This window comes from Anaerosolibacter carboniphilus (genome assembly GCF_014205875.1).
Taxonomy (GTDB): domain Bacteria; phylum Bacillota; class Clostridia; order Peptostreptococcales; family Thermotaleaceae; genus Anaerosolibacter; species Anaerosolibacter carboniphilus.
The window spans coordinates 21217-34010 of record NZ_JACHEN010000043.1 but is presented as its reverse complement, the minus strand read 5'-3'; the positions used below and the strand labels follow the sequence as shown (position 1 = coordinate 34010).

Sequence of the window (12794 nt, the reverse complement as noted above, 5' to 3'; positions counted from 1 at the left end):
TCCTTCCAGATTTATATACCCACTGACATGATTATTCGGACTTTTTTAAGATAGAAAATGGATAATCCATCTAACTATATATTACAAGGGAACGCCCCTTGTGGTGTTCCGATTACGGGCAGACAATGATTCGGAACGGTTGCCTACGATATGACGCATTCTTTATATGTTGTACCACAGCCTCATCAGGATATGATATCTACTGATGCAGTTTGCTGCAGACAGGCAATATACCGCTGAATCCAGCAAGAAAGGATTGATCTCTCATGGCAGGTTTTTTTAGTTTTTTCGACTACACAAAACCGGGTCCGGGTATTCCCGAAAATGCCCCATCTAAGCCCCGGATTGTCATTTTCTTCGATATATTCCTGCGCAAGTTCTGGCACCTTGTCAAGCTGAATATGCTGTTCCTTTTATTCAACCTGCCTGCAGTGATAGTGATGCCTCTGGTTGCACAGTTTTTTCTGCCGATGCTGAATAAAAGCACAGTTATGACAGGCAATAGCATTTATGAATTGATGTTTTACTTTACAGCCGGTGCTATCCTGGTATGCATACCGGTTGTGACAACCGGCCCTGCACAGGCAGGCTTTACTTACATACTAAGGAATTTCTCCCGTGAAGAGCATGCGTTTTTATGGGGGGATTTTAAGGAGCATGCCATTAAAAATGCAGGACAAAGCAGCCTCATATGTCTTATTGACCTGGTTGTGGTACTTATTATTGGAATTGATATCAGCTTTTATATGAGAATAAGCGAAAAAAACATGCTTCAGACTGCAGCAACTTTTTTTATCATAATATTTTTCATCATCTATGTGATGATGCATATGTATATCTATCCAATGCTGATTACATTCAGGCTTTCAGTCAAACAGATATATAAAAACGCTTTTATATTTTCTATAATTAGGTTCTTTCCAAATCTGGGGATACTCGCCCTTTGCTCTATATTGGCTCTATTGCCGCTGTTACTGATCCCTGCGGTGGGAATTTTGATGTTCCTATTCATAACAATGAGCTTAACAGGCTTGATTACCAACTTTTATGTATACCCGGTGCTGAAAAAGTACATGCTAGACAAGCTGCCTGATATGAGCTAAGGAAAACCGAATAATGGACGTTTTCTATGAAAGAATTGCATTTCATATGGCAGTCCTTTATATTAGTATGGGAAATAGATTAAAGTCTATATTAATAAAACCTTAAGGTTTTCATAAGAAAATTATTATGATATAAATTTTTGTTTTGTAGTACTATAATAATGAGTGTTTAATCAGGAAGAAGGGATAGAGCTTATGAGTATCAATATTTTGGTTGTAGACGATGAGCAGTCCATAGCAGACCTAATTGAAGTTTATTTAAAAAATGAAGGTTTTACAATATACAAATTTTATAACGGTCAAGACGCGTTCCGGTGTGTTGAGTCGGAACAGTTAGAGCTTGCGATACTTGATGTCATGCTGCCGGATATTGATGGCTTTACTCTCTGCCGGAAAATTAGGGAAAATCATAATTTCCCTGTTATCATGCTGACCGCTAAAGAAGAAGAAATTGATAAAATTACAGGATTGACACTAGGTGCGGACGATTACATGACAAAACCGTTTCGGCCTTTGGAGCTTGTTGCCCGTGTCAAGGCGCAGCTACGCAGGTTTACTAAATATAATTCTATCGAATCATTGCGTGAGGAAAAGCTGATCGAATTTTCAGGTTTAGTTCTGAACAAGGATACCCGTGAATGTACGCTGAATGAAAAAAAGCTATCTCTCACTCCTACAGAGTTTTCAATTCTTTGGGTCCTTTGCTCCAATCGCGGACGGGTGGTAAGTTCGGAAGAATTGTTCCATGAGGTATGGGGAGATAAATATTTCACCAATAGCAATAATACTGTAATGGTTCATATCCGACATTTAAGAGAAAAAATGCACGACAGCGCAGAGCATCCCAAATATATCAAAACGGTATGGGGGGTTGGCTATAAAATTGAAAAGTAAGAGAGATAAAAGAAGGAATGATTATACAAAATTAAAATGGAAAGTATTTTTTCAAATGCTCCTTATTATTTTTGCCGCCGCTGCAACTGCTTATCTATTGCGCTATATCCTGCGTGGACAGATCGGAGATCGTATCGTTAGATTTTTAGTCAATGCTTTTCATTTTAATAATTCGGACGCAGAGACAATCTATCAGTTGGTGATTCGCAACAATATGGAGATGATCCTTTTTGTTGTAACCCTAATATTTTTAGTTATCCTTTTTCGATTTTCTGTTTCTTGGTTTACTAAATATTTCGATGAAGTCATTGCTGGAATGGATAGACTTGCTGAGGAATCCGATGATGAAATTACATTATCACCGGAATTGGATTTTATGGAAAATAAGCTTAATCAGATAAAAAACAACTTGGAAAAACAAAAGAAAGCCGCACTTGATGCCGAGCAGCGCAAAAATGATTTGGTAGTTTACTTGGCTCATGATATAAAGACACCTCTGACCTCCGTTATAGGATACTTAAGTCTTCTGGATGAAGCTCCTGATATGCCTCCTGAACAGAAGGCAAAATATGTCGGTATTACCTTGGAAAAAGCTTATCGATTAGAGCAGCTTATAAATGAGTTTTTTGAGATCACAAGATTTAATCTTCAAACGATTGTTTTGAATAAAGAAAAAATCAATTTACTGTTCATGCTCCAGCAGATGGCGGACGAATTCTATCCAATGCTGTCTCCAGAAGGAAAGCAGATGTCCGTCAATGTACCAGATGGTCTCACTTTGTGGGGAGATGCAGACAAACTGGCCCGTGTATTCAATAACATTCTGAAAAATGCGATAGCCTATAGCTATGAAAACAGCGTCATTGACATTTCTGCTAAACAGCAGGACAAAAATATTGTTATAACTTTTACTAATCAGGGAAATCCAATCCCCCAGGCAAAGCTTGAAACTATTTTTGAAAAATTTTACCGATTAGATTCTGCACGTTCCACAAACACCGGTGGAGCAGGGTTAGGTTTGGCAATCGCACAAGAAATTGTCACGGCTCACGATGGAACAATCTCTGTGGAAAGCAACACAGAAAATACTACATTTACAGTAAAGCTTTCGTTATAAGAAAAAGTGTCGTCTTATTGATAATGACGACACTTTTTAATTCATATAATAACTAAATTTTTTGCTTTGCAGATGAAACTGTTATCTCTAACACTCTAGTTAGCCATGGGAATTTTTCTTTCATCATATCAAAATCTGAACCTGATTCAACAAATTTTGCAGTTCCTTCAATTACGAAGCCTGCTCCTGGGTATTGAAAGCCCATAACTTCTTTACTACCTAAAGCGATCTTTACATGATTATTTTGGTCAACATTTTTTTGTGTTCTTTGCATTCCTCCTGCAGGTATTAATATTCTGTCATCAGATGTTACATTAACATATGAGTTCCAAGTATTTGCTACGTGTGGTTCGTTATTATTCCAAGATACTATAGTCACTACTCCTTCATGAGATATAACTTCAAGTAATTTTTCATTTAACATTTAAATCTCTCCTTTAAAGTAATTAAATCATTAATAATATGTGTAGGTTAAAACTTTTGTATGCGAAACCATGTTACCGATTCAGTATCTAAGCATTATCTAAAGAGCGCATTATAGTTAGTTGATTTTTAAGTAAGCCAATTTATATTAAACAGTAATGCCAGCCATGAAGCCTTCATAAACTGCATCAAGGCCGTTTCTAACTTTTGCTGCATCTCCAATAACTTTAGTAGAAATACCTGCAGCTTTCAAGAAACTCTCTAATTCATTGAGTGGTCTAGAACCGATAGCAACAACGACGGTATTAACTTCCTCAACTTTATATTGTTTTCCTTTATATTCATATAAAACTGCATCAGATTGAATTTCTGTTACGGATGAACTAGTATGCATTTCAATTTCGTGGTGCTTTAAGTTTTTCATAAGCGCGTTTCTATTGTGATGAATCATGCCTTTTAAAATTTCATCTGCTGATTCAATCATTGTTACTATTGAGCCGTAACTTGCAATAAATTCTGCTGTTTCTGCAGCAACTAGACCTCCACCGATAACAACTACATTTTTACCAAAGAACTCTTTTCCAGATAAAACATCATTAGCTGACACAACATGAGGCTGATGTATCCCATTAATTGGTGGAGTGAAAGGTGTAGCTCCAGTTCCAATAATAACTTCATCTGGCTTTTCTGCTTGAACCATATCTACAGTTATATGAGTATTTAGAACTACTTTTACACCATATTTATCTAGCTTATGCTTTTGCCATGTAAGTAAAGATAATAATTCAGTTTTTCCAGGAGGTATTCCAGCTAAATTCCACTGACCTCCTAATTTTGATTGGCCTTCGTAAATTGTTACATCATGTCCTCGTTTAGCTGCCATTAATGCTGCTTCACAGCCGGCAATACCACCACCGACTACAATTATTTTTTTCTTAACATCAGCAGGTTTTACCTCAATTTCATCTTCTCTACCAGTGAAAGGATTAACAAGACAACACACATGCATGCCTTTGTGTACACTGCCTACACAACCTTGATTACAACCGATACAATATTGGATATCATCAAGACGTCCTTCTTTTACCTTGTTTAAAAATTGTGGATCAGCAAGGGAGGCTCTAGCCATACCGACAAAATCTGCTTTCCCAGAACGAAGAATGCTTTCTGCAATGGCTGGGTCGTTGACTCTTCCAGCAAAAATAACTGGGATATTAACAACCTTTTTAATTTCTGCTGCATTATTCACGTAGCCTGCGTGCTCAAGCATATTTGGAGGAGCGATATTTTCTGCAGTAATAAAGACTCCCTTTGAACAACTTATAGCGTCAACTCCTGCGTTTTCTAAAATAACAGCAATAGCTTTATTTTCTTCTAAGGTAAGACCGCCTGGAACAAATTCCTCTGTGGAAATTCTTATTGTAACAGGGAAATCCTTACCTACTTTTTTACGGATATTTTGAATGATTTCTACTACGAAACGGCAGCGACCCTGTAATGAACCACCATATTCATCTGTACGCTTATTTGAAGAACGAGATAGAAATTGACTTACGAGAAAGCCATGGCAACCATAAATCTCAACTGCATCGAAACCGGCCTTCTTGAGATTCAAAGCAGTGTCTCCATAACCTTCAACTAGATTATGAATTTCTTCTATAGTTAATTCTCTTGGTAATTCTCGCATAGCAAAATCTCTCACTGAAGAAGGTGCTATTAGTTTTTTACCAAAAATTTCTTTGCGTATTTGACGGCCTCCATGATTTATTTGAGCAGAAATCTTCCCACCAGCTGCATGCACTCGTTTTGTTATTTCACTGTGCTTTTCTATCAATTCTTCTGAGGAAATGTTAAAGCATCTAGTAAAAAGACCCGCTTTGGGCTCAACAACATAATATTCAGTTACAATTAAACCAAAGTTACCTTTTGCCTTTTCTTCTAAATAACGAATATATTTTTCTGATGGAGATCCATCTTCATTTGCCATTACTGTAGATATGGGTGTAACAATTATTCGGTTTTTTAGCTCTAAGTTTCCAATTCTTGCTGGTTCGAATATTTTTTCATACATTCGGCTCATCCCTTTTAATATAGAACACGAATTAGAACATGTTCTAGTTCGTGTTCTAATTATATTTTCTATTAGACTAATTGTCAAGCTTTCTATTTATAATAAGTGTGATATAATAAAAATCAAAATTGAAAAAAGGAGTGATTACGATTTACTCTAAATCGATTTTAAGCAGACAACAAGTTAAGTCTAATGAAACTCGGCAGAAGCTTTTAAAAGCTGTAGATAAATTAATGAAACAGTATACATATGACTCTATTACTGTTAGAAATATATGTGATATCTCAAATGTATCTATTGGCTCTTTTTATCATCATTTCCAGACAAAAGAGAATCTGCTTTCAATATATCTAGCAGAGCGGTATTTTGAATTTTCAAAGGAATATTTTACAAAAGAAAAGAATTTGGACGAATATGATCATATTGAGAAAATAATAGAAATTTTTAAGTCTATTGCGGTACATTGTCGAATAAGAGGCTACGAGTTCGTGGCGAGCTTTCAATCCACAAAAAATAAAGGCTTGCTGCCTTCCCCTAAGGAAGACTATATGAATACAGCTGTGTTTTCTCTAGCTTTTCATCAATCCGTGGAAATTTTAAATCAAGGTAAGCAGGAGAAGATACTAATTGAAGATGTAGATACCACAAAAGTATCCTATGATTTATGCATACTATGCCATGGTTTTTTGTATAATTGGTGCGTTTCTGAAGGAGAATTAGATTTTGAGGGGTTAATTGATAGAGTTTTCAGAGCTTATTTAAATAGTTTGCTAAACAAGCCCCATTAATTTAAAGGAAGAGAATTCATCTTGCAATATTAAGTCTAGAGGGCTTGTTTCAGTGGTTTCGGGCGGTTCTGTGTCATGATTGTTAATAATTGCTTAATAAAAGTATCAGGGCAAGTTCATACAAACCTACCCTGATACTTTTTTATTTTCTACATAGGAATGAGAAGCTTTTGCCCTACATAAATCATATTGGGATCGGTGATACTATTCTCTCTTAATAGTGCATCATAGCTGACACCTAGCTTTTGAGAAATACTATAAAGGGTATCTCCTGGTTGAACCACATAATATCGATCTGTAGTTTGAGAGCTTATGATAGTTACCTCAGTACCAATGGGTACAAGGCTGTAGACGTAGTTGACATCCTGGTTATACATACGAATGCAGCCATTGGAAACTGCTCTTCCTATGGAAGCCGGATTGTTGGTGCCATGGATGCCGTAGTCTTTGTAGAAACGCATCCATCGGGTGCCGAAAACACCACCTGGATTGGAGGCTTTTTCTGTGATTTTGAAGGTTCCAGTAGGACTGGGTGTGCTCGGTTTACCGAACGACCCGATACCCAGTAAAGGATGAGAAATAACAAAATGGAAATATAAAGCTGGTTTAGTATTATTCCTGACATATTATCTCATGGACAATAGTCGCCTATCTGGAAATAGGTTACAATTAAGAGGTTAGTGAAAACTGATCCTTTTTGTGTATTTAATGTTTAAATAGATGAGTGAAAGTGATAAAAAGACAATATCCCCTTGAGGGTATATAATTACTATAAAAACTACTAATGTGCGAAATTGATGGGCTTTTGTGGAACTGTACACCCTATGGAAGAGAAGTCGAAGCGAGTATTATTGAATTAATTAACAACGAATAGCCTTGACGAATTTCTAACGATTGAATTAGGGCCAAAAATAGTATTATTGATTCATTTGTTATTGATTTTTTTTACGTATAGTAGTATAATATTATTTAATCTAAAATTTGAGGTGAAAAGATGATTAAGTTTTCTTGCTAATTTTTAAAGTGCAATATGACGAAATGTTAAGCGGATGTGTTCTGCTTGGTTTGTTGTGCTTATGCAAGAAAGTTGTTCTTTTTTCTCTCAATATATACTTTTAGGTTATGCTAACATTATTAGCTTAACTATGTATATTTACGAGCTGTAAGAATAAACTTCTTGCAGCTCTTATTTTTTATAAATAGTGTGATTAAGGAGGATGGATAATACAATGAATAGTAAAGACACTATAATAACACATGATAATCTTCATATAAAGCCGGATACTGCGGGCGACATTTGTATGGAGTAATACTAGTCGCCTATTGTTCCGACTTTGTTATTTGTACTATAAATTTACAAGGGAGGACAAAAATATGTCTTTAATAAATATTACAAACCTGGCCTTCGCTTATGAAGGATGTTATGATACTATTTTTGAAAATGTAAGCTTTCAAATTGATACCGATTGGAAACTCGGTTTTACAGGAAGAAATGGGCGAGGAAAAACTACTTTTCTGAATCTTTTACTTGGAAAATATGAATATAAAGGGAATATCTCTGCGAGTATAACTTTTGAATATTTTCCTTATGAGGTGCGGGAACAAGGATTTTTCACCATAGATATCATAAGGGAAATCAGTCCAAATTCAATGGATTGGGAAATAATGAAAGAATTATCGTTGTTGGAAGTAGACGATGATGTTTTATACAGACAGTTTTATACACTATCAAAAGGAGAGCAAACAAAAGTGTTGCTTGCTGCTATGTTTTTGAAGGAGAACTCATTCTTGCTTATTGATGAGCCTACAAATCATTTGGATGCTGAAGCTAGAAAAAAACTAAGTAATTACTTGGGAAAAAAGAAAGGATTTATTCTAGTTTCACATGATAGATCTTTTCTGGACAATTGTGTTGATCATATTTTGGCTATTAATAAAACGAATATTGAAATACAGAAAGGAAATTTTTCTTCATGGTGGAGAAACAAAGAATTACAAGATAGTTTTGAAATAGCAGAAAACGAAAAGTTGAAAAGAGATATCAGCCGACTTTCGGGTTCATCAAAGCGTACATCTGAATGGTCAGATCGTGTGGAAAGTAGCAAGCATGGAGCCACTAATTCTGGGAGTAAATTAGATAAAGGGTATGTTGGACACAAAGCGGCAAAAATGATGAAGCGTGCTAAGAATATAGAATCTAGACAACAAAACATGATTGAGAAAAAATCAAAACTTCTTAAAAATATTGAAAGTAATGAAAGGCTAGAAATATTGCCGCTTACTTTTCATGATAATAAGATTGTGGAACTTACAGATGTTTCAATTTATTATGATGATAAAATTGTCTGTGAAGATGTAAACTTTACCATGGAGCGAGGGGAAAGAATTGCTATTCAGGGAAAGAATGGTAGTGGAAAATCAAGTATTTTGAAGTTGATTTATGGACATGATATTCCTCATAATGGAATTGTGAGGAAAAATAGTCAGTTAATCATTTCGTATGTTTCCCAGGATACATCGGATTTATATGGCAGTTTATCTGAGTATGCAGATAAACAGTGTATTGATGAAAGTGTATTTAAATCGATTCTTAGAAAACTCGATTTTTCAAGAGAGCAGTTTGAAAAGAATATTGAGAATTTTAGTGGAGGACAGAAGAAAAAAGTATTGATTGCAAAAAGTTTGTGTGAACAGGCGCATTTGTATATTTGGGATGAACCATTGAACTTTATTGATGTCATTTCTCGCATGCAGATTGAGAAATTGCTGCTAGAATATCAACCAACAATTTTGTTTGTTGAGCATGATTGTGCATTTTGCGAGAATGTTGCTACAAAAACGATAGAATTGTAAAGGATAAAAATAGAGATTAATTGTGTTTAATACGAATACAATGTGCCACGGGATGGTCTTGTGGTATGATTGACAATGTTTATTTAATAAAAACAGCAGGGTACATTTGTTTTGAATGCATCCTGCTGTTTTGTAGTTTTATCTTGGAATGAGTAGTTTCTGACCTACATAAATCATATTTGGATCAGTAATGCTATTCTCTCTTAAAAGAGCATCGTAGTTTACACCGAGTTTCTGAGAGATGCTAAATAAAGTATCTCCTGCTTGAACCACATAATATCGATCGGTTGATTGAGAACTCACGATATTCACCTCAGTGCCAATAGGAACTAGGCTATAAACATAGTTGACATCCTGGTTATACATACGGATGCAGCCATTGGAAACTGCTCTTCCTATGGAAGCCGGATTGTTGGTACCGTGGATACCATAGTCCTTATAGAAACGCATCCATCGGGTGCCGAAAACACCACCTGGATTGGGGGCTTTTTCTGTGATTTTGAAGGTTCCAGTAGGACTGGGTGTGCTCGGTTTACCGATAGCCACAGGGAAGGTACGATGAAGCTGATTATCTAGATAAAGATAAAGCTTTCGTTCAGATAGATTAATCAAAATCTTTGCTTTTCCTCCTACACCCATAAGGGCTGTATAGGTACTGGGACCAACAATACCATCAGCAGTTAAACCCTTGCTTCTTTGGAACTGGATTACTGCTTGCCTTGTGGATTCGCCAAAGATACCATCTTCTAACCCAGCATCAAAACCCAGTGTGTTGAGTCTTTCTTGAATCTCTCTCACATCTTGACCCCGATCACCTAGCTTCAGGGCTCTTGTATATCGAAACATGGACAATCACCTCAAATATTCAATTTATACCATCATATGTGAGGAAAGCCATAAAAGATAACATATATTGAGGGAGTTTAATAGAGTGTATAAATTAAGAAGTAAGGATGACGGAAAAATAATACATATATCTTAAGAGTATAAAGAATCGATCTCTTTGACACTAATCAATTCTAATAGCCTTAACGCATTGCTTATAATCCTCGCCCCACTGTGTTAATTGCTTTAAAATAGGCAAAAATTTCCTGCCAATGTCAGTTAGTGAGTATTCTACCTTTGGTGGCACTTCTGGGTAAACTTTACGACTTATAAGATGATAACCTTCTAAATTACGAAGTTCTTTGGTTAAAACCGATTGGGTCATCATAGGCATCAAACGGCTTAATTCTCCAAAACGAAGGGTTCCTGTTCCTAAGTGATGCAGTACAAGTATGGACCACTTTCCCCCAATGATTTTTTGTACAGTAAAAACGGGACAATTTTCAAAATTATTTTTGTCATTGTGCATACTTTCACCTCATACTATTCTAAAAGATAGTAACTACAAAATATAATCGTACTTGATATATAAATTATATACCTTAAAATATATATGTAAATAGATTTATTACAATCATGGGAGTGAGGGAGAGAAAATGGAAAAAATCATCAATTTCTTAAAAGAGAATCCTACATTTTATTTTGCAACGGTAGAAGGGGATAAGCCTAAAGTTAGACCTTTCGGTTTCTTTATGGAGCATAATGGGAAACTATATTTTGGCATGGGCAATCACAAACAATCCTATAAGCAGGTTGTTGCAAATCCAAATGTAGAAATATCAACTACGAGTTCTTCAGGACAATGGATTAGAATAAGTGGTGTTGCCGTATTTGACGAAAGTGAAGAAGTGATGGCGAAAGCCTTTGAGGCTATGCCAAGCTTGAAAAGGATTTATAATGAGGAAAGTGGATTAATGATGGCTAACTTCTATTTAAAAGATGGAGTTGCTGAAATCGCTGATTTCAATGGTAACTTTGAAAAGATTCATTTTTAAATAAGGATCGTTGCTGAAAGTGTAGTGAACTTATACGAAAAATCATAAAAAAATAAGGAAGGAGCTCCTTCCTTATTTTTGTTATCTTGGGAATAATGAAGTGTTTTGTGAACGTAGGCTAACAATGGCTTTTTTCATCTGTTCGATCATGCCAGCTTCACCTTTTTTGAGATAACTGCGGGGATCATAAACCTTTTTATTGCCTACTTCACCATCTATTTTTAGAATGCCGTCATAATTCTTATAGAAATGATCAGCAATACCTCTAGTAAAGGCATACTGCATATCGGTATCCACGTTCATTTTAACAACACCGTAGTCTAAAGTCTCATGGATCTCCTCAATACTAGAACCTGATCCTCCGTGGAATACCAAGTCGAGGGCATTTCCTTCGCCAAATTCCTTGATAATCGCATCTTGGCCATGTTTTAAAATTTCTGGTCTTAGTTTGACATTACCGGGTTTGTATACGCCATGGACATTTCCGAAGGTTGCAGCCAGTAAAAATCTGCCATTCGCTACTTTTCCTAACTCTCTTGCTACTGCCAGCATATCCTCAGGTGTTGTGTATAGCTTTTCAGCAGGAGCATCTTCGTTGTTAACACCATCTTCTTCGCCTCCAACAACTCCCGCTTCTATTTCAAGAATCAGTTCGTTTTTTGCACATCTTTCCAATAAGCTTTTTGAAATTCGTAGGTTTTCCTGTAACGGCAGTTCTCCTCCATCAAACATATGAGAATTAAATAGGTTTGGAAGACCTTGAGCTCTTCTTCTTTCTGTTTCTTCAATCAGGGGAAGAAGAAAACTATCTAGTTTACTTTCCTGACAATGATCGGTATGTAATGCAATATAGACATTGTATTTTTCTGCTAGCAAATGAATATGGTTCGCTAAGCTGATAGCACCAAGGGCCATTCCATCCTTACCGAGACCAGATGCGAATTCTGCACCACCAGTAGAAATTTGGATGATTCCATCTGTTTTCATCTCTGCAAAAGCCTTCATAGCAGCATTTGCAGTAGACATAGAAGTAACATTTACAGCTACATAAGCAAATTTGTTTTTCTTGGCATGATCTAACATGTTGCAGTACTGTTGATAATTTACAATTGGCATAGTACGTCCTCCTTTTATATTCTTTTTTAAGGTTGAAGATGAATCATAGAATGCACATAAGGGACACAGAAAGACCCTGTGGGACAAAAATGATCTATAATGATTTTACCATAAATCACTGGAAATTTAAATGTAAATATTTAGAATAGTTTGATACGTCAAGATGTTGATTAATCAAGTTAAACTTATAGATTTTCATCTGCTTTAAACCACGTAAACCGGGTTTCTATTGGGTAAAAATTACCTCCAGATTAGGGCGAATACATAAAATTGCCATTGACAAATTTGCTTTAATGCTTTAATATTTTACTATACTAAAGCAAATACAAATAAGGCATTGATGAGAAGAAGTAAAGATACGATTTCTCTTACAGAGAGTTCCCGGTTGGTGAGAGGGGCATGAGAATGTATTTTGAACACATCTCTGAGCTAAGCATCGAATCCCTTTGGGGTAGTAGACTGCTTTCGGAAAACCTGCACCCGTTATCGTGCTAGAGTATAAACAAATTTATTTGTCGTACTCGATAAGGTTGATATCGTGAGGTATCA

General features: G+C 35.9%; 12 protein-coding genes and 1 other annotated feature (1 of these 13 running past the window's edge). Of the genes, 6 read left to right on the top strand and 6 right to left on the bottom strand.

Going from position 1 to position 12794, the window contains the following annotated elements:
• Positions 1-266 precede the first annotated feature (266 nt).
• The 3 genes from HNQ80_RS23430 (at position 267) to vanS (ending at position 3114) form a co-directional block, all read left to right on the top strand.
• Entirely contained in the window at positions 267-1103 is an 837-nt protein-coding gene (locus tag HNQ80_RS23430; protein WP_184313273.1) for a DUF624 domain-containing protein, read from the top strand.
• Positions 1104-1298: 195 nt separating this feature from the next.
• Positions 1299-1997 carry a VanR-ABDEGLN family response regulator transcription factor gene (vanR, locus tag HNQ80_RS23425; RefSeq protein ID WP_184313271.1) on the top strand — a complete coding sequence of 233 codons (699 nt, stop codon included), beginning with the start codon at positions 1299-1301 and terminating at the stop codon, positions 1995-1997.
• Positions 1975-3114 (top strand): vancomycin resistance histidine kinase VanS, encoded by a 1140-nt coding sequence (gene vanS, locus HNQ80_RS23420; protein WP_408626365.1) that lies wholly within the window; start codon positions 1975-1977, stop codon positions 3112-3114. Before vanR ends, vanS begins: the two co-directional genes overlap by 23 nt.
• Positions 3115-3166: 52 nt before the next feature.
• Here vanS and HNQ80_RS23415 read toward each other — a convergent pair whose 3' ends face one another.
• Both HNQ80_RS23415 and HNQ80_RS23410 read right to left on the bottom strand, forming a co-directional pair.
• Complete coding sequence (locus HNQ80_RS23415) at positions 3167-3538, bottom strand: pyridoxamine 5'-phosphate oxidase family protein (RefSeq protein ID WP_184313267.1); 372 nt, start codon at positions 3536-3538, stop codon at positions 3167-3169.
• Between the two features lie 147 nt (positions 3539-3685).
• Complete coding sequence (locus HNQ80_RS23410; RefSeq protein WP_184313265.1) at positions 3686-5608, bottom strand: FAD-dependent oxidoreductase; 1923 nt, start codon at positions 5606-5608, stop codon at positions 3686-3688.
• Between the two features lie 140 nt (positions 5609-5748).
• Here HNQ80_RS23410 and HNQ80_RS23405 point away from each other — a divergent pair, with 140 nt between their 5' ends.
• Positions 5749-6396: a TetR/AcrR family transcriptional regulator gene (locus HNQ80_RS23405; protein WP_330603002.1), complete on the top strand. Its 648-nt coding sequence runs from the start codon at positions 5749-5751 to the stop codon at positions 6394-6396.
• Between the two features lie 149 nt (positions 6397-6545).
• Here the strand turns inward: HNQ80_RS23405 and HNQ80_RS26120 are convergent, their stop codons facing one another.
• A complete protein-coding gene (locus HNQ80_RS26120; RefSeq protein ID WP_330603001.1) occupies positions 6546-6956 on the bottom strand; it encodes a L,D-transpeptidase family protein in 411 nt (136 codons plus the stop codon).
• Positions 6957-7770: 814 nt separating this feature from the next.
• On the opposite strand from HNQ80_RS26120, the gene HNQ80_RS23395 reads away from it, so the two are divergent.
• Positions 7771-9249 (top strand): Lsa family ABC-F type ribosomal protection protein, encoded by a 1479-nt coding sequence (locus tag HNQ80_RS23395; protein WP_184313259.1) that lies wholly within the window; start codon positions 7771-7773, stop codon positions 9247-9249.
• A gap of 138 nt (positions 9250-9387) precedes the next feature.
• Here HNQ80_RS23395 and HNQ80_RS23390 read toward each other — a convergent pair whose 3' ends face one another.
• Together HNQ80_RS23390 and HNQ80_RS23385 are read right to left on the bottom strand one after the other, a co-directional pair.
• Positions 9388-10095, bottom strand: coding sequence for a L,D-transpeptidase family protein (locus HNQ80_RS23390; protein WP_184313257.1), 708 nt, complete (start codon positions 10093-10095; stop codon positions 9388-9390).
• Between the two features lie 163 nt (positions 10096-10258).
• Positions 10259-10603, bottom strand: a complete 345-nt coding sequence (locus HNQ80_RS23385; RefSeq protein WP_184313255.1) for a winged helix-turn-helix transcriptional regulator — start codon at positions 10601-10603, stop codon at positions 10259-10261.
• A 127-nt stretch (positions 10604-10730) separates the two neighbouring features.
• On the opposite strand from HNQ80_RS23385, the gene HNQ80_RS23380 reads away from it, so the two are divergent.
• Entirely contained in the window at positions 10731-11129 is a 399-nt protein-coding gene (locus tag HNQ80_RS23380; protein WP_184313253.1) for a pyridoxamine 5'-phosphate oxidase family protein, read from the top strand.
• Positions 11130-11210: 81 nt separating this feature from the next.
• Here HNQ80_RS23380 and fbaA read toward each other — a convergent pair whose 3' ends face one another.
• Positions 11211-12245, bottom strand: a complete 1035-nt coding sequence (fbaA, locus tag HNQ80_RS23375; protein ID WP_184313251.1) for a class II fructose-bisphosphate aldolase — start codon at positions 12243-12245, stop codon at positions 11211-11213.
• A gap of 328 nt (positions 12246-12573) precedes the next feature.
• Positions 12574-12794, top strand: a binding site (T-box leader) (it continues 44 nt past the right edge of the window).